This is a genomic window from Sinomonas sp. RB5 (genome assembly GCF_054063535.1).
The window spans coordinates 124,642-141,842 of the sequence record NZ_JBSSGJ010000005.1; the positions used below are offsets into that span (position 1 = coordinate 124,642).

Consider the following 17,201-nt stretch of genomic DNA (forward strand, 5'->3'; position numbering starts at 1 on the left):
CCGGCCGAAGCCCTGCCGGACGCCTACTGGCCGAAGGCCGCCTGGCAGGTGCTCTGCGCTGCGGTCTGGGCCACGAGGTTGTCCGGCATCTTCGGCGTGTAGTGGGTGCCGGTCGTGAAGTCCTGCCCGACGTAGACCTGCACGCCGTAGACATTCGGGGCCTGCTGGACCTGGGACGAGGGGATCCCCAGGCTGGAGGCGACGTCGGCCGCGACGTCCGCGAAGTTCGCCCCGTAGTAGACGTTGGTGGCGCCCACGGGCGGGGCCGTGAACTGGGTCGTCTTGGTGAAGCCCTGCCCGGCGAGGAACTTCACGAGTTCGGCGGACCGGCCGGCGACCCCCGAACCGTCGGCGACGGTCACGGGCTGGATCGACTTGTCATAAGCGGGCGGGGCGGGGGTGGACGGGGACGACGTCGACGGCGCGGCGCTCGCGGGCTGGGTCGGCGCGGGCGCCGTGAGGTCGCGGTTCTCCCGGAGCGCCTGGAAGAGCGCTCCCGCGTCCGGCTGCTTGACCTGGACGCGGTTGGGGTCGCCCGTGTAGGGCTCCCACGGCACGGTCACGAACGAGACCTTGGCGAGGTCCACGGCCTTGAGCCGGCCGGCAATGGTCAGCATCGTCTGGGGGCTGCCGAGCCCCTGGTCCACCGTGAGGTTCTTGGTGATCGTGTCGGCGATGGAGAGGAGCTTCGAGACATCGCTGAGGGTGCCGTCCGACTTCACCTTCCGGGCCAGCGACGCGAGGAACTCCTGCTGCGACTTGATGCGGGACAGGTCGCTGCCGTCGCCCACGCCGTGGCGGCTGCGCAGGAAGGCCAGCGCCTGCTCGCCCTGGACCATGTTGTTCCCCGCGTTCAGCTTCAGCCCCGACGCCGGGTCGTCGATCGGGGCGTTGACGCACACCTGCACGCCGCCGATCGTGTTGGAGAGGTCCTTGACGGCGTTGAAGTCGGCGACCATGAAGTGGTCGATCTTCAGGCCCGTGAGCTGGTTGACCGTGTCGACCGCGCAGCCCGGACCGGCCTCCGCCATGGCGGAGTTGATCTGGCCCACGGCCTGCGCCGGGAAGTCCCGGTTCGTCTTCGGATCGTGGCACTTCGGGATCGGCACCATGAGGTCGCGCGGGAAGCTCGTCATCGAGACGACCTTGTTGTCCCCCGAGATGTCCATGAGGATCATCACGTCGGAGTTGCCGTACCCGGAGCTGTCCGCCTGGGAGCCATAGGCCGCGTCGGCGCCGGAGCGGGTGTCCGTGCCGATGATGAGGATCTGCAGCGGGTCGGTCGCGTCGTTCGTCGCGTCCGCCGTCGCGTTGCCGGCGCTCAGTGGGGCCTGGTGCAGATTGGACCCGAGCCGGATGAACCAGTACCCGGCGAAGGCGATGACTCCTACGAGGACCAGCGCCACCACGCCGCCGATGATCTTGAGTGCGAGGTGCCGCCTCCCGAGGGGACGCGCGTGGCGCAGCGGGGCGGATCCGTTCGGGCGTGCATGGTGCACGCCGCTGCGTCGGGCGCTGCTGGGAGCAGCCGGCGCGGCGTCGGCGCGTCGAGCCAAGGAGAGGCCTTCCTGCGAGGGGCTAGGTCGGTATATGGTAACCGGCCGCCCTGTGTGGGCCCTGTAGGCACAGCGCGGGCGGCACGCCGGGCTAGAACCCGAGCCGGCCCAGCTGCTTGGGGTCCCGCTGCCAGTCCTTGGCGACCTTGACGTGCAGGTCCAGGTAGATCCGCGTCCCGAGGAGGGCCTCGATGCCGCGGCGCGCCGCGGTCCCGACCTCGCGCAGCCGCGCGCCGCCCTTGCCGATGATGATCGCCTTCTGCGAGGGACGCTCGACGAACAGGTTCACCCGGACATCGAGGAGGGGATTGTCCTCGCTGCGCCCCTCCCGCGGCACGATCTCCTCCACCACGACGGCGAGGGAGTGCGGGAGCTCGTCGCGCACCCCCTCGAGGGCCGCCTCGCGGATGAGCTCCGCGACCATCACCGCCTCGGGCTCGTCCGTGAGCTCACCGTCCGGATACAGCGGCGGCGACGGCGGCATGTGGCCGATCAGCACGTCTGCCACGGTGGAGACCTGGTACCCGTCCTGCCCGGACACGGGAACGACGTCTGCCCAGCCCTCGCCGCCGAGGACCTCGCGGCCGAGGGCGTCGACGGCGAGGAGCTGCTCGGTCAGCTGGGCGCGGTCGACGAGGTCTGCCTTGGTGACGAGGGCGACGATCGGCTTGCGCGGGACGGCGGCGAGCTGGTTGGCGATGTACTTGTCGCCCGGGCCGATCCGCTCGTTCGCGGGAATGCAGAACCCGATCGCGTCGACCTCCGAGAGGGTCTCGGCCACGAGGTCGTTCAGCCGCTGGCCCAGCAGGGTCCGCGGGCGGTGGAGCCCGGGGGTGTCCACGAGGATCAGCTGGCCGTCCTCGCGGTGGACGATGCCGCGGATCGTGTGCCGCGTCGTCTGGGGCTTCGCCGACGTGATCGCCACCTTCTGGCCCACGAGCGCGTTAGTCAGTGTCGACTTGCCCGCATTGGGGCGCCCCACGAGCACGGCGAATCCGGCGCGGTAGTCGGGGGCGCCGTGCCCCTCGGTCTTCTCAGCCATGGGTTTTCCCTGCCTCGTCGTTGTTCTCAGTTGTCGTGGTCGGTTCGGCGCGCTCGGCCAGGATGTGGCTGATCCTGTTCCGGCGCCCGATCCTCCGCTCCGCGGTCAGCCGGATTCCGTGGATCTCGGCGGTGCTGCCCACGATCGGCACGCGGCCCAGGCCCTTGGCGAGGAGTCCGCCTACCGTCTCCACCTCGTCGTCCTCGAGGTCGACGTCGAACAGCTCGCCGAGGTCGTCCAGGCCCATGCGGGCGGTGACACGGAATCGGCCGTCGCCCAGGTCGAGGACCTCGGGCTCGTCGTCGTCGTACTCGTCGACGATCTCGCCCACGAGTTCCTCGATGAGGTCCTCGAGCGTGACCAGGCCCGCGGTGCCGCCGTATTCGTCGACGACGATGGCCAGATGCGTCGACTCGCGCTGCAGTTCCTTCAGCAGCTCGTCGACGGGCTTGGACTCGGGCACGAACCGCGGCGCTCGCGCCAGCGAGTCGACAGCCTCGCGCTCCGCGCCGGGGGTCTCGTGGAGCCGCGCAGCGACGTCCTTGAGGTAGAGGATCCCGCTGACGTCGTCGAGGCTCTCCCGGAACACCGGCACCCGCGAGCAGCCGGACCTCAGGAAGAGCGACATCGACTGGCGCAGGGTCGAGCCGGACTCGATCGCGACGATGTCGGTCCGCGGCACCATGACGGCCCGCACGAGGGTCTCGCCCAGTTCGAACACCGACTGGAGCAGCTCGGCCTGCTCGTCCTCGAGGTCCTCGGTGTCACTGGAGCGCTCGACGAATTCGCGCAACTCGGTCGCGGTGTAGGTGGCCTCCTCGTGGCCCGGGTCGGTGCCGGTGGCGGCGCTGCCGAGCCGGACGAGCCACCCCGGGACAGGCCCGAGGACCGCCCGGAGGCCGCTCAGGAGCGGCGCGGACGCCGCGGCGATTGGCAGCGCATGCTGGCGCCCGAGCTGGCGCGGCGACACGCCGACGAGCAGGAAGCCGATGAGCGCCATGACGACGGTGGCCGCGAGGCCTGCGAGCCAGACGTTGTCCAGCCAGCTGTGAACCAGGACGGCGACGGCCACCGCCGCGGCCGTCTCGAACCAGATGCGCCAGAACCGCAGGGCGTGCAGGTGCGGCACCGGATCGGCCAGGACCCTCGCGAGGGCGGCGGCGTGGCCTTCCTCGATCCGCTCCTCCGCATCATGGCGCGGGAGGAACGCGAGCGCTGCCTCAGCGGCGGCGAGGAATCCCGCGAGGACGACGAAGACGAGGGCGAGGACGAGGAGGAAGGCGGGCGTCACGCCACCGTCTCGCTCGGTGCCGGCCGCCCGAGGAATTCGGTGAGCAGCTCGCGCTGGAGCGTGAACATCTCCTCCCGCTCCTCCGGCTCCGCGTGGTCGAAGCCGAGCAGGTGAAGGATGCCGTGGGTCGCGAGCAGGAGCAGCTCGTCGTCGGCCGCGTGCCCCCCGCGCTCGGCCTGCTGTGCCGCGACCTGGGGGCAGATCGCGATGTCCCCGAGCATGCCCTGGGGGGTGGGCCGGCCCGGGGCGCCGGGCGTGAGCTCATCCATGGGCACCGAGAGCACGTCCGTGGGGCCAGGCTCGTCCATGAGCTCCAGGTGCAGCCGCTCCATCGCCTCCTCGTCGACGAGAAGGATCGAGAGTTCGGTCTGCGGATGGAGCCACAGGCGGTCGAACACGAACCGGGCGAGGCGGACGAGGGCTTCGGCGTCGACCTCGAGGCCGGACTCGTTGTTGACTTCGATGCTCACGGTTCCAGCTTAGACTCAGGCGCGCCGCCAGCCGGCGAGGAGGCGCCCTGCGCACGGGCCTGGTCCCGCCGGCGCTGCGCACGGGCGCGCTCCTTGGCGTCCCACCGCCCGTAGGCGTCGACGATGTCCCCCACGAGCCGGTGCCGGACCACGTCGGAGGCATCGAGCACCGAGAAGTTCACATCCTCGACCCCCTGGAGGATCTGCTGGACGATCCGCAGCCCGGAGGCCGCGCCCGTCGGCAGGTCCACCTGCGTCACATCGCCCGTCACGACCATCTTCGAGCCGAAGCCCAGGCGCGTGAGGAACATCTTCATCTGCTCGGGGGTGGTGTTCTGCGCCTCGTCGAGGATGATGAAGGCGTCGTTGAGGGTGCGCCCGCGCATGTAGGCGAGCGGGGCGACTTCGATGGTGCCGGCGGCCATGAGCCGCGGGATCGACTCGGGGTCCATCATGTCGTGCAGCGCATCGTAGAGGGGGCGCAGGTACGGGTCGATCTTGTCGCTGAGGGTGCCTGGGAGGAACCCGAGCCGCTCCCCCGCCTCCACGGCCGGCCGCGTCAGGATGATCCGGCTGACGTCCTTGTGCTGGAGTGCCTGCACCGCCTTGGCCATCGCGAGATAGGTCTTGCCCGTGCCGGCCGGACCGATCCCGAAGATCACGGTGTTGGCGTCGATCGCGTCGACGTACTCCTTCTGGTTGGCCGTCTTGGGCCGGATGGTCCGGCCCCGGCTCGAGAGGATGTTGTGCGTGAGGACATCGGAAGGGCTCGCGACAGTCTGGGTGCGGAGCATCGCGACGAGCTGCTCGAGCGACGCCGTGGTCACCGTGGCGCCGCTGGCGGCGATGGCCGAGATCTCCTCGAAGAGGCGCCGGATGTGCGGGACTTCGGCGGCCGGGCCCACGATCGTGAGCTCGTTGCCCCGCGCGTGGATCGACACTGCCGGGAACTGCTCCTCGACGTACCGCAGGGCTTCGTCGTGGGGGCCGAGGATACGCACCATCTCGTCGCTCGAACCGAAGCGCAGCACCTCGGTGCGGGCCGCAGGGGTGGTGTGCGGGAACTCCGCGGTCACAGGCGTGTCTCTCCTCCTCGGTGCGGCCGTCCGCCGCTCGTGGCCGCCCCGGTGGCCGACCGTCCAGTCCATCCTACTGCCGCGCCCGCCGAGGGGTCCGCCGGCCGCGGGGCCGCGGCGGCCCCATCCGTTGGAAATATCAATCGTGCATCACTTGGGACTCTATTGGCCTCCTGCACGGGACCGTGGGCAGATGCTGTGCCAAGCTGGGCGGTGGCCCCGCGGAGGGGCGCGGACTGATCTGCAAGGGAACCGATGGCACTTCGAGCTGGGCTGGGGAGCCGGCGCCGACGCGGCGCCCTGGCGCTTGCTGCCGCGCTCCTCGCCGCGGGCCTGCCGCTGACGGGCTGCACGGCCGCCGGCACTCCGCAGCCGAGCATCGCGGCCGGCTCGACGGCGGGTCCCACCAGCGGGATGACCCCGGCCTCGGCCCCGCTCGAGACGTCCCAGACCTCGGCGAAGGCGCCGGTGTACTGGCTCGGCCGGGCCCGGGACGGCGTCTACCTCTACCGGGAGTTCCGCGACGCCGATTCCCGGGACAACCCCATCGCGACCGCGCTGCGGATCATGATGTCGCAGAAGCCGCTCGACCCCCACTACTTCAGCCCCTGGCAGTCGCCCAAGAAGCTTGCCGCGTCCGTCTCCGGGCGGAACTACATCACGGTCGACGTCTCGGACGACGCCTTCAACACCGGAGTCGACGAGCCGACGGCCCAGCTCGCGGTCCAGCAGCTGGTCTACACCGCGACAGCGGCGGCTGCCAGCTCGGGGCTCGTCGACGCCGGCCAGCCGATCTCGGTCATGCTCCTGGTCGACGGCCGGACCTCCCAGCTCGCGTTCCAGCGCGTCCAGCTGGGGCAGCTCATGCAGCGGGACCCCTCGATGATCGCCCCGGTATGGATCATCGATCCGCAGGAGGGCAGCAGGCTCAAGGGTTCGCTCAAGGTCTTCGGCAGGGCCACCCAGCCGGACAAGCCGTTCGCGTGGCAGGTCCTGCGGCACGACGCGCAGGGGAACCGGTCGGTGTACGTCAGCGGGACGGTGACCTCGGGCCATGACGCCGGGCACGTGGGCGAATTCACCTTCGCGGTGAACCTCCCGCCCGGGGACTACGAGGTCCGGATCCTGCCGGCCGAGGACGCCTCGCCCTCGGCGACCTCGAGCACCTCGGCCTGGGACTCGAAGTCGTTCACCGTCACCGGCTAGCTAGCGGCCGTCCCGGCTCCCCCACCGGCCGAGGTGCTCGCCCGCGAGGGCCAGCGCCGCCGGCCCGGCCGTCGAGGAGCGCAGCACGTGCGGTCCCAGCAGCGCAAGGCGCGCGCCGGCCTGGACGAAGCGCTCGAGTTCGGCCCGACTGATGCCGCCCTCCGGGCCGACGATGAACAGGATCTCGCCCTCGCCGTCCCCCGGGGCCACGCCCCGCAGGATGCCGGTGAGCGACTCGCTCGCCTCCTCGTGGAGCACCACCGCGAGCCGCGCATGCGCGATCCGCTCGGCGAGGCGGCCGCCGTCGACCGCCGGCTCGACGTCCGGCACCCAGGCCCTGCGGGCCTGCTTGGCTGCCGCGAGGACCACCGAGCGCCACTTCGCGAGCGCCTTCTGGGCCCGCTCGCCCTTCCACCGCACGATCGACCGCTCGGCCTGCCACGGGACGACCGCGTCCACACCGAGCTCTGTCGCCGTCTCCGCGGCCAGCTCGTCCCGGTCTCCCTTCGCCAGCGCCTGGACGAGCACGAGCCGGAAGGGAGGGCGCTCCTCGTGCAGCACGGTGTCGACGACCGCCTCGAGCACGGAGCCCTCGGCCCTGCTGACGGTGCCGACGGCGCGGGTTCCGGCGCCGTCCGAGACGTCGACGCCCTCCCCCACGCCCAGGCGCCGGACCGCGACGGCGTGACGGCCCTCGGCGCCGTCCACGGTCATGGTGCCTCCGGGGACCGCGCCGTCGAGCGCGCCGGGGGCGACGTAGAAGAGCGGCCGGGACATCGTCAGAGGTTGCCGAGCTTGTCGCGGAGCTTGGCGAACATGCCGCCGCTGCCCACGAGCTTGCCCTCGCCGACCTGCTCGCCGCGGAGCTTGGCGAACTGGCGCAGGAGTTCCTCCTGCTCGGCGTCGAGCTTGGTCGGGGTCTCGACCCGCACGTGCACGAGGAGGTCCCCGCGGCCCGTGCCGCGCAGCCGGGCCACGCCGAGGTCGTGCAGGGTCACCACGTCACCCGACTGGCTCCCGGGCCGCAGGGTGATGCTGTGCTCGCCGTCGAACGTCTCGAGGGTCATCTCGGACCCGAGCGCGGCCGCGGTCATGGGGACGCTGAGGGTCGCGTGCAGGTCGTCGCCTTCGCGCGTGAACGTCGGGTGCGCGGCCACCCGGATCTCGACGTAGAGGTCCCCGGACGGACCGCCGGCCGTTCCGGCCTCGCCCTGGCCCGCGAGCTGGATGCGGGTGCCCGTGGAGACCCCGGCCGGGATCTTGACCGTGAGCGAGCGCCGGCTCCGTACGCGCCCCTCCCCGCCGCACTCGTTGCACGGGCTGGGGATCTCCGTGCCGAAGCCCTGGCAGGTGGGGCACGTGGCCATGGTCATGACCTGGCCGAGGATCGAGCGCACGGGGCGCTGGATGTGCCCGGAGCCGCCGCACACGCCGCAGCGGACCGGCTCGGTGCCGGGCTCGCAGCACGATCCGTCGCAGCGGCCGCAGACGACCGCGGTGTCGACCTCGAGCTTCTTGTTGACGCCGAAGACGGCGTCCTTGAGCTCGATCCGGACGGCGATGAGCGCATCCTGCCCCCGCCGCACCCGGGACGCCGGGCCCGACTGCCCCGCCCCGCCGCCGAAGAAGGTCTCGAAGATGTCCTGGAACGCGAAGCCCGCGCCGTTGTAGCCGCCGGAGAAGCCGTTGTCGGTGCCGTTCTCGTTGCCCGTCGTGTCATAGACACGGCGCTTCTGCGGGTCCGAGAGGACTTCGTAGGCGTGGGTGACGGCCTTGAAGCGGTCCGCGGCGTCCTCGCCCGGGTTCATGTCCGGGTGGAGCTTGCGGGCCAGCTTCTTGTAGGCCTTCTTGATCTCCTCGGGGGTCGCGTCGGTCTGCACGCCGAGGGTTTCGTAGTGGCTGCTCACAGTTCTCTTTCTTCTCAGCTTCCGGCGATGATCTTCGACAGGTAGCGGGCGACCGCCCGCACTGCGGCCATCGTGGCCGGATAGTCCATGCGTGTGGGGCCGAGGATGCCGAGCTTCGGTCCGTCGTCCTGCCCGTAGCCGGTCGCGACGACCGAGGTCTCGGCCAGGCCGACATACGGGTTCTCCCGGCCGATCGTCACGGTGACGCCGCGGGGATCGGCCGCCATCTCCGAGAGGAGCCGCAGCAGGACCACCTGTTCCTCGAGCGCTTCGAGCACGGGTGAGATGCTCTGGAGGAAGTCGCTGTTGGACCTTGCGAGGTAGGCGGTGCCGGCCATCACCATGCGGTCTTCGCGGCTCGCCTCTGCGAGGGTGCCGAGGCCGTGGGCCAGTTCGGCGCCGAGCCGCTGGTCCTGCGGAGCGAGCGAGGCGACGACCTCCGCCGCCCCGACCGCGAGCCGTCCCACGGCCGTCCCGGCCAGCCCCTCGAGGAACCGCTGCCTCAGGTACGCGAGCCTGTCGCGGTCGACGTCCTCGCTGAGGGTGTGCACCCGCTGCTCGACGGTGCCGGTGTCGGCGATGAGGACGAGCAGGACCTGGCGCGGGGCCATGGACACCGCTTCGACGTGCCGCACCTTGGCGCGGCCCAGCTGGGGGTACTGCACGACGGCGACCTGGTTGGTCAGCTGGGACAGGAGCCTGACGGTGCGCTCGAGCACGTCGTCCAGGTCGTCCGCACCGCCCAGAAGGGTCTGGATCGCCTGCTTCTCCGCGGCGGACAGCGGCCGCACCGCAGCGAGGTGGTCCACGAAGACCCGGTAGCCCTTGTCAGTCGGCACGCGGCCGGCGCTCGTGTGGGGTGCCGTGATGAGGCCGTCGTCCTCGAGGGCGGCCATGTCATTGCGGATGGTGGCGCTCGAGACGCCGAGCCGGTGGCGTTCCACGAGCGCCTTGGACCCGACGGGCTCGCGGTAGTGGACGTAGTCCTCCACGATCGCCCGCAGGACCTCCAGCTTGCGGGGCTCGTTCATCACACCTCCTGCTGCGACGGCGGGCGGCACACCCGCGGCTTAGCACTCTCTGGGATCAAGTGCTAAGTCTAGTACGCCCACCGGGTCCGGCGGGAACCCCCGTGCTGTGCACTCGGCCACGGCGCGTCCCCGGGGCCCTCCGGGGCGACCCGCCGTAGGATGCGGCGGGTGGACCGACTCAGCTATGACTCCTGGGGGCCGGCCGACCTCGCTGCCCCCTCCCGTGCCGAACTGCCCCTCGTCCCCGCCGAGCCCGGGCTCGTCCTCGAGGACGCCGAGAGCGGGTGGGTGGGTGCCGTGGTCCGCGTGGAGAAGTCCGGGGGCATGCACGTGATGAGCCTCGAAGACCGGCGCGGGCGGACGCGCTCGTTCCAGCTCGGGTTCGGGTTCCTCCTCGACGGCCGTCCCGTCCGCGTCGGACCGCCGGCCCCGAGGACCCAGCCCGCGCCCCCGGCCCGCACCGCGTCCGGCTCCGTCCGCGTCGAGGGGATGCGCGCGCAGGTGGCCAAGGCGAGCCGGGTCTGGGTCGAGGGCAAGCATGACGCCGAGCTCGTGGAGAAGGTGTGGGGCGACGACCTCCGCGTCGAGGGGATCGTCGTCGAACCCCTGCATGGGGTCGACGACCTGGCCGGGGCCGTGGCGGCGTTCGGCCCAGGACCGGGCCGGAAGCTCGGGATCATCGTCGACCACCTGGTCGAGGGCTCGAAGGAGTCGCGCATCGTGGCCGAGGCGATGGCGGTGCCCGGGGCCGCCGGGAACGTGCTCGTCGTCGGCCACCCCTATGTGGACGTCTGGCAGGCCATCAAGCCCTCGGTGCTCGGCATCCCCGCCTGGCCCACCGTCCCGCGGGGCGTGGACTGGAAGACCGGGATCCTCAAGGCCTTCGGGTGGCCGCACGGCACCGCGGAGGACGTCGGGCTCGGCTGGCAGAAGCTCCTCGGAGCCGTGCGCACCTACGCCGACCTCGAGCCTTCCCTGCTGGGCCGCGTCGAGGAGGTCATCGACTTCCTGACCGCCTGAAGAGGCAACCTTGGATATCCTTGGACTGCTCCCGGCGGCCGTGCGGCCGGCGTGGGCGCCAAGACCGCAAGGAACCACAGGCAAGGATTCATCAGTGGCCGAGTACCCGAAGGACCCCCGCAGCACCGCCGGACAGGACAACGGTGCCACGGTCCCCGCGCCGCTGACGGCGTCCGAGGACCGGCAATGGGCGACCCTCGCGCATTTCGGCGGCATCCTCGGCTTCGTCCCGTCGCTGCTGATCTACCTCGTCTTCAAGGACCGCGGCCCCTTCACGGCGCAGGAATCGAAGGAAGCGCTGAACTTCACGCTGCCGCCCACGGTCGCGGCGGTCGTGCTCAACCTGCTCGGGTACATTCCCTTCGTCGGGAGCGTGTTCTCTGTCCTCGCGACGCTGCTCTGGATCGCGCTCACCGTGTTCTCGGTCACGGCGGGCATCCAGGTCAACCGCGGGCAGCCGTACCAGTACCGCTACAACCTGCACCTCATCAAGTGATGCCTGCTGCCCGGGTCAGGGCAGCAGGGCCCGCACGACCGCGTCGGCGAGGAGCCGGCCCCGCAGCGTGAGGACCAGACGGCCCCGCAGGGCTTTGGGCCCGTCCACGAGGCCATCGGCGATCAGGCCGGCCACGGCCGCGCGGCCCCCGGCATCGAGGTCGGACGTGGGCAGGCCGGAGGCGAGCCGGACCTTCAGGAGGACTCGCTCCACGCGGCGCGTGCCGTCGTCGAGCGTCTCCCGGGCCGCGGCCGGCGAGACGCCCTGAAAGAGGCGCCCGGCGTACGCGGTGGGGTGCTTGACGTTCCACCAGCGGACGCCGCCCACATGGGAGTGGGCGCCCGGCCCGATGCCCCACCAGTCGCCGCCGTTCCAATAGGCGAGGTTGTGCCGGCATTCGAAGCGCGCGCTCTGCGGACCCGGGCCCGCGGCGCCGCGGGCCCAGTTGCTGACCTCGTACCAGTGGAAGCCCGCGCTGCCCAGCACCGCGTCGGCCAGCTCGTACTTCTCGGCGTGGTCGTCGTCGTCCACCTCGGGGACCTCGCCCCGGCGGATCTGGGCCGCGAGCTTCGTGCCGTCCTCGACGATGAGCGCGTAGGCGCTGACATGGTCCGGTTCGCACGCGAGCGCCGCGTCGAGCGAGGCGCGCCAGTCGTCGCGCGACTCGCCCGGGGTGCCGTAGATCAGGTCGAGGCTCACGTCGAGTCCCGCGTCGCGCGCCCACCGGACCGCCTCGGGCACCCGGGACGGGGTGTGGGTCCGGTCGAGGACCTTGAGCACGTGCGGCACCGCCGACTGCATGCCGAAGGAGACCCGGGTGAATCCGGCCTCGGCGAGGGCCTGGAGGGACGCGGGCGTCACCGAGTCGGGGTTCGCCTCCGTGGTCACCTCGGCTCCCGGCTCGAGCCCCCATTCCGCGACCGCCGCAGAGAGGATCGCGGTGAGGTCCTGTGCGGGCAGGAGGGTCGGCGTGCCGCCGCCGAAGAACACCGTGGACAGACGACGGCGAGGCACGCCGGAGGCGTCCAGCGCGGCTGCCGCGAAGCGCACCTCGGAGACGGCCGTCGCGGCGTAGTCCGCCTGCGAGGCGCCGCCGCCGAGCTCGGTGGCCGTGTAGGTGTTGAAGTCGCAGTACCCGCAGCGGACGGAGCAGAACGGGATGTGGGCGTACAGCGAGAAGCCCCGCTCCCCCGCCGCGACGGCCGCCTGGGGCGGCAGGGCGCCGTCGGCCGGAGCCGGGTCGCCCAGAGGAAGGGTGCTGGGCACTATTTCTTCGCCTTGTCCTTCGACTCGTCGGTGGTGAGCGCCGCGATGAAGGCCTCCTGGGGCACCTCGACGCGGCCGACCATCTTCATGCGCTTCTTGCCCTCCTTCTGCTTCTCGAGGAGCTTGCGCTTGCGGGTGATGTCGCCGCCGTAGCACTTGGCGAGGACGTCCTTGCGGATGGCCCGGATGTTCTCGCGGGCGATGATGCGGGAGCCGATGGCCGCCTGGATGGGCACCTCGAACTGCTGGCGCGGGATGAGCTCGCGCAGCTTCGCGGTCATCATCGTCCCGTACGCATAGGCCTTGTCGCGGTGCGTGATCGCGCTGAAGGCGTCGACCTGCTCGCCCTGGAGCAGGATGTCCACCTTGACCAGGTCGGCGACCTGGTCGCCGTCGGCCTTCCAGTCGAGCGAGGCGTAGCCGCGGGTCTTGGACTTGAGCTGGTCGAAGAAGTCGAACACGATCTCGGCCAGCGGGATCCAGTAGCGCAGCTCCACGCGGTCCTCGGAGAGGTAGTCCATGCCCTTCATCTGGCCGCGCCGGCCCTGGCAGAGCTCCATGATGGCGCCCACGAACTCGTTCGGGGCGAGGATCGTCGCGGAGACCATGGGCTCGCGGACCTCGTTGACCTTGCCCGTGGGGAACTCGCTCGGGTTGGTCACCGTCACCACGGACTTGTCCTCGAGGGTGACCTCGTAGATGACGTTGGGCGCGGTGGAGATGAGGTCGAGGTTGAATTCGCGTTCGAGGCGCTCGCGCACGATCTCGAGGTGGAGGAGGCCGAGGAAGCCGACGCGGAAGCCGAAGCCGAGCGCGGCGGACGTCTCGGGCTCGTAGACGAGCGCCGCGTCGTTGAGCTTGAGCTTGTCCAGGGCGTCGCGCAGGTCCGGGTAGTCCGAGCCGTCCAGCGGGTAGAGGCCGGAGAACACCATGGGTTTGGGGTCCTGGTAGCCGCCGAGGGACTCCGACGCCGGCTTGGAGAGGTTCGTGATCGTGTCGCCGACCTTGGACTGGCGCACGTCCTTGACGCCGGTGATGAGGTAGCCCACCTCGCCGACGCCGAGCCCCTTGGACGGGATGGGCTCCGGGGAGATGACGCCGATCTCGAGCAGTTCGTGGCTGGCCTTGGTCGACATCATCTGGATCCGCTCGCGCGGGCTCAGGGAGCCGTCGACGACGCGCACGTACGTCACCACGCCCCGGTAGGTGTCGTACACGGAGTCGAAGATCATGGCGCGGGCGGGGGCCTTGGCGTCGCCCACGGGTGCCGGGATGTCCCGCACGATCCGGTCGAGGAGGCCCTCGACGCCCACGCCGGTCTTGCCGGAGACCTTCAGGACGTCGTCGGGGTTGCCGCCGATGAGGTTGGCGAGCTCCTCCGCGTACTTCTCGGGCTGGGCCGCGGGCAGGTCGATCTTGTTCAGCACCGGGATGATGGTGAGGTCGTTCTCCATCGCGAGGTACAGGTTCGCGAGGGTCTGCGCCTCGATCCCCTGGGCCGCGTCGACGAGGAGCACCGCGCCCTCGCAGGCCGCGAGCGAGCGCGAGACCTCGTAGGTGAAGTCGACGTGCCCGGGGGTGTCGATCATGTTCAGGGCGAAGGCCGTGCCGTCGACCTCCCAGGGCATGCGGACCGCCTGGGACTTGATGGTGATGCCGCGCTCGCGCTCGATGTCCATCCGGTCGAGGTACTGCGCCTTCATGTCCCGCGGCTGCACGACTCCCGTGAACTGGAGCATCCTGTCCGCGAGGGTCGACTTTCCGTGGTCGATGTGCGCGATGATGCAGAAGTTGCGGATGATCGACGGATCCGTCGCGGCGGGCACGGGCGCGGTGCGGGCCATGGGAGACACGGTGAACGGTCCTCACTGTCAATACTGTCGAGGCGTGGTTGCCCACGGTGGATTGCTGACTTCCTAGTCTCCCATAGGCGGTGCGTCCGCCGCTCCCGCGCCCGCGAGGAGCGCGCGCCCGGAAGTCTGCTAGCATTGTCTGCTGTGTGTCCGTGCAGGTCGGCGGGCACTGACGACCGGCTGCCATAGGCATCCCCACGCCGCTCAGTCGATGGTCGGTCCGAACGCCCTCTAGACCCTGTTGGCATCAACAAGAGAGTTCCATACGTGGCAAACATCAAGTCCCAGAAGAAGCGCATTCTCACCAACGAGAAGGCCCGCCAGCGCAACATGGCGGTCAAGTCGGAGCTGAAGACGGCCATCCGCGCCGTCAACACCGCCGTCGCTTCCGCTGACAAGGATGCCGCTGTCTCCGCTCTGGCCTACGCGAGCAAGAAGCTCGACAAGGCCGTGAGCAAGGGCGTCATCCACAAGAACCAGGCCGCGAACCGCAAGTCGGGCATCGCGAAGAAGGTCGGCAAGGTCGGCTGACCCAGCAGCTCTTCTCGGCAGGGGCCGGCATCCGCGACGGATGCCGGCCCTTGCTGTTTCCGGCCTCCGTGGCGCCAGCTGGCCCCGGTCTCGGCGGGCCCGGGCCGGGGGTCAGCGGGCCCGGGCCGCCGAGCTCACGGCCGAGAGGGCCCGCTCTACGGCGTACGCGGGATCGCGGGCGAGGCCCTTGACCTCGGCGTCCGCCTCGGCGACGGCCCGGATCGCCAGGGCGAGGCTCTGCGGGGTCCAGCCTCGGATGTCCCGCTGGGCCTGTTCGACGAGCCAGGGCTGCATGCCCAGCTCCCGGGCGATGCTCTGGGCGGAGCCGCGCGCCCCGGCGACCTTCGCGAGGGTCCGGAGCTTGGCGGCGATGGCCGCGACCATCGGCACCGGGTCGACGCCCGTCTCGACGGCATGCCGGAAGGCCGAGAGGGCCTTTGCCTTCTGGCCGGCGAGGGCGGCGTCCGCGACCTTGAAGGCCGTGGCCTCGACCCGTCCGCCGTAGTACTTCTCCACGGTCGCCGCGTCCACCGTGGACGACGCGTCGAGGATGAGCTGGCTGCACGCCGCCGCGAGCTCTGCGAGGCTGCTGCCCACGGCGGCGACGAGGGCGTCCACCGCCTCGCGCTCGATCCGCCGGCCGGAACCTCGGAACTCTGCCAGGACGAACGCTGCCTTGTCGGCGTCCTTCTTCAGCGCCTGGCAGTCGACGACGGGCGCCCCTGAGGCCTTGACCGCGTCGAGGAGCTTCTTGCCCCTGGTCCCGCCGCCGTGCCGGAGCACGAGGACGACGTCGGGCTCGGGGGCCGAGGTGTAGGCGAGGGCGTCGCGGAGGAACTCCTCGCTCATGGACTCCAGCCCGTGCACCTCGATGAGTTTGCTCTCGCCGAAGAGCGAGGGCGAGGCCGCCATCAGCAGCTCGCCGCCCGCGTACGTGCCGGCCTCGAGCCGGGTCACTTCGAGCTCGCCCGCGGCCTCCCTGGCCTTGGCCCGCACGGCATCCATGGCCCGCGCCGCGAGGTAGTCCTCTGGGCCGGTGACCAGGACCACGGGCGCGGGGGCGGCGTCGCGCCAGTCGACTGTCCCGGCGCTCCGGGCGCCTGCCGAGCCCTTGGGCGCCTGGGATCTGCCAGTCCGGGCCGGCGGCGTCACGGGCGGCCCCCTGCGGCGGTGTTGCTGCACTTCACCTGTCCACTCTCCCACGTCCTGCACCCGGGCCCAATCCGGACGCGGAGGCCGCGGTTCCGCGCGAGCCTGGGTTCGTCAACGCCTCAGGCTTAGTCCTCGCTGTCGGCCTCAACCTCCGCACCGCTGAAACTGAGCAGGACCTTGCCCGAGGTGGACGCATCGCTGGCAACGTGAAACGCCTCAAGGGCCCTGTCGACGTCGAACACGTGGGTGACCACAGCTGAGGGATCGATCTCGCCGGCGCTCAGAGCTGCGATCACCTCGTCGATCTCGTCGTTGAACCGGAACGATCCGACGAGTTCGAGCTCTCGAGCGATCGCCAGCGCAATCAGGACAGGCTGGTCTCCCGGTGGGAGGAGGCCGAGCATGACCACACGGCCACCACGAGTGGCCGCGCGGATCGCCGTCCGGAGCCCGGGCACACTTCCGGAAGACTCGACCACCACGTCCGCATCGAGGCCTTCCACCACGTCCCGCTCCGACGCGAAGACGGTCCGATCCGCCCCGAGCCCGGCGGCGCGCCGGAGGGGCTCCTCGAACAGGTCCGTGGCGATGACCTCACCCGCGCCGTGGTGCCTCAGGGTCGCCACAACGAGGGCGCCGATCGGACCAGCGCCGACAACGAGGACGCGCTTGCCGGCCACGTCGCCCGCCCGCCGGACCGCATGCCACGCGACGCTCAGGGGCTCGATCAGCGCCGCAGCGCGCGGATCCAGCTCATCCGGAATAGGCCGCAGCATCCGTGCGGGCAGGCCAACGAGGTCGGCGAACGCACCGTCGCGGTGCGGGTGCGTGGCGGCGCTTCCGAGGTACGTGCCGCCGGGCGAGAGGTGAGGGCGGTCGGCGGGGAACCTGCCGGCACCCGCCGGGCCCGAAGTTGCAGGGTGGACTGCCACACGTACCCCTTCCCCAGGCCCGCTGCCGTCCGCCGCAGGGCGCACCACCCTGCCGATGACCTCATGGCCCAGCACCAGCGGATCCCGCAGGATGGATTCGCCCGCCGCGCCGTGCAGCCAGTAGTGGAGGTCGGAACCGCAGATCCCTCCAAGCTCGATCGCCACGAGGGACTCATCCTGCGCGAGGGCTGGCTCCTCGAGGAGATCGACTCTGAGGTCGCCGCGTCCATGGGCGACGACGGCGCGGACGCCTGCTGCTGTCTGCATTCTCTGTGTTCCCTTGGATAGACATGGTGTGCCCTGCCGGCCCGTGGAATTGCTCGGCAAATGAGGGGCGCTGGAAAACAGGATAAGCGTACCCGGCCGAATTCC

At 70.9% G+C, this 17,201-nt stretch carries 16 protein-coding genes; 4 read left to right on the forward strand and 12 right to left on the reverse strand.

Annotated features, from left to right (window positions below; translation table 11 throughout):
• Positions 1-23: 23 nt before the first annotated feature.
• The 5 genes from ACVWWH_RS08040 to ACVWWH_RS08060 form a co-directional block, all read right to left on the reverse strand.
• Positions 24-1,556 (reverse strand): LCP family protein, encoded by a 1,533-nt coding sequence (locus tag ACVWWH_RS08040; protein WP_457316200.1) that lies wholly within the window; start codon positions 1,554-1,556, stop codon positions 24-26.
• A 91-nt stretch (positions 1,557-1,647) separates the two neighbouring features.
• A complete protein-coding gene (gene era, locus ACVWWH_RS08045; protein WP_066497831.1) occupies positions 1,648-2,598 on the reverse strand; it encodes a GTPase Era in 951 nt (316 codons plus the stop codon).
• Positions 2,591-3,889 (reverse strand): hemolysin family protein, encoded by a 1,299-nt coding sequence (locus ACVWWH_RS08050; RefSeq protein WP_457316201.1) that lies wholly within the window; start codon positions 3,887-3,889, stop codon positions 2,591-2,593. Before ACVWWH_RS08050 ends, era begins: the two co-directional genes overlap by 8 nt.
• The gene (gene ybeY, locus ACVWWH_RS08055) at positions 3,886-4,359 is read right to left on the reverse strand and encodes an rRNA maturation RNase YbeY (protein WP_066497835.1); all 474 of its coding nucleotides are present in this window, start codon (positions 4,357-4,359) and stop codon (positions 3,886-3,888) included. Before ybeY ends, ACVWWH_RS08050 begins: the two co-directional genes overlap by 4 nt.
• A complete protein-coding gene (locus tag ACVWWH_RS08060; RefSeq protein WP_457316202.1) occupies positions 4,356-5,435 on the reverse strand; it encodes a PhoH family protein in 1,080 nt (359 codons plus the stop codon). The genes ybeY and ACVWWH_RS08060 overlap by 4 nt, the downstream gene beginning before the upstream one ends.
• Before the next feature lie 255 nt (positions 5,436-5,690).
• On the opposite strand from ACVWWH_RS08060, the gene ACVWWH_RS08065 reads away from it, so the two are divergent.
• Entirely contained in the window at positions 5,691-6,641 is a 951-nt protein-coding gene (locus ACVWWH_RS08065; protein WP_457316203.1) for a GerMN domain-containing protein, read from the forward strand.
• On the opposite strand, the gene ACVWWH_RS08070 is transcribed toward ACVWWH_RS08065, so the two are convergent.
• From ACVWWH_RS08070 to hrcA, 3 genes are read right to left on the reverse strand one after another with little or no spacing between them, the layout of a single operon-like run.
• Entirely contained in the window at positions 6,642-7,418 is a 777-nt protein-coding gene (locus ACVWWH_RS08070; protein ID WP_457316204.1) for a 16S rRNA (uracil(1498)-N(3))-methyltransferase, read from the reverse strand.
• Positions 7,419-7,420: 2 nt separating this feature from the next.
• The gene (dnaJ, locus tag ACVWWH_RS08075; RefSeq protein WP_457316205.1) at positions 7,421-8,548 is read right to left on the reverse strand and encodes a molecular chaperone DnaJ; all 1,128 of its coding nucleotides are present in this window, start codon (positions 8,546-8,548) and stop codon (positions 7,421-7,423) included.
• A 14-nt stretch (positions 8,549-8,562) separates the two neighbouring features.
• On the reverse strand, positions 8,563-9,579 hold the full coding sequence (gene hrcA, locus ACVWWH_RS08080) for a heat-inducible transcriptional repressor HrcA (protein ID WP_457316206.1): 1,017 nt from the start codon (positions 9,577-9,579) through the stop codon (positions 8,563-8,565).
• 168 nt (positions 9,580-9,747) lie between these two features.
• Here hrcA and ACVWWH_RS08085 point away from each other — a divergent pair, with 168 nt between their 5' ends.
• Together ACVWWH_RS08085 and ACVWWH_RS08090 are read left to right on the forward strand one after the other, a co-directional pair.
• Positions 9,748-10,599 carry a DUF3097 domain-containing protein gene (locus tag ACVWWH_RS08085; RefSeq protein WP_457316207.1) on the forward strand — a complete coding sequence of 284 codons (852 nt, stop codon included), beginning with the start codon at positions 9,748-9,750 and terminating at the stop codon, positions 10,597-10,599.
• Between the two features lie 94 nt (positions 10,600-10,693).
• Positions 10,694-11,095, forward strand: a complete 402-nt coding sequence (locus ACVWWH_RS08090; RefSeq protein ID WP_066497843.1) for a DUF4870 domain-containing protein — start codon at positions 10,694-10,696, stop codon at positions 11,093-11,095.
• Between the two features lie 15 nt (positions 11,096-11,110).
• Here the strand turns inward: ACVWWH_RS08090 and hemW are convergent, their stop codons facing one another.
• Together hemW and lepA are read right to left on the reverse strand one after the other, a co-directional pair.
• Entirely contained in the window at positions 11,111-12,361 is a 1,251-nt protein-coding gene (gene hemW / locus ACVWWH_RS08095; protein WP_457316208.1) for a radical SAM family heme chaperone HemW, read from the reverse strand.
• Positions 12,361-14,214, reverse strand: coding sequence for a translation elongation factor 4 (lepA, locus tag ACVWWH_RS08100; RefSeq protein WP_457316209.1), 1,854 nt, complete (start codon positions 14,212-14,214; stop codon positions 12,361-12,363). Before lepA ends, hemW begins: the two co-directional genes overlap by 1 nt.
• A gap of 267 nt (positions 14,215-14,481) precedes the next feature.
• Here lepA and rpsT point away from each other — a divergent pair, with 267 nt between their 5' ends.
• Positions 14,482-14,745 (forward strand): 30S ribosomal protein S20, encoded by a 264-nt coding sequence (gene rpsT, locus ACVWWH_RS08105; RefSeq protein ID WP_066497849.1) that lies wholly within the window; start codon positions 14,482-14,484, stop codon positions 14,743-14,745.
• Between the two features lie 111 nt (positions 14,746-14,856).
• On the opposite strand, the gene holA is transcribed toward rpsT, so the two are convergent.
• Both holA and ACVWWH_RS08115 read right to left on the reverse strand, forming a co-directional pair.
• Positions 14,857-15,897, reverse strand: a complete 1,041-nt coding sequence (gene holA / locus ACVWWH_RS08110; protein WP_457316210.1) for a DNA polymerase III subunit delta — start codon at positions 15,895-15,897, stop codon at positions 14,857-14,859.
• A 125-nt stretch (positions 15,898-16,022) separates the two neighbouring features.
• On the reverse strand, positions 16,023-17,096 hold the full coding sequence (locus ACVWWH_RS08115) for an L-idonate 5-dehydrogenase (RefSeq protein ID WP_457316211.1): 1,074 nt from the start codon (positions 17,094-17,096) through the stop codon (positions 16,023-16,025).
• Positions 17,097-17,201 lie beyond the last annotated feature (105 nt).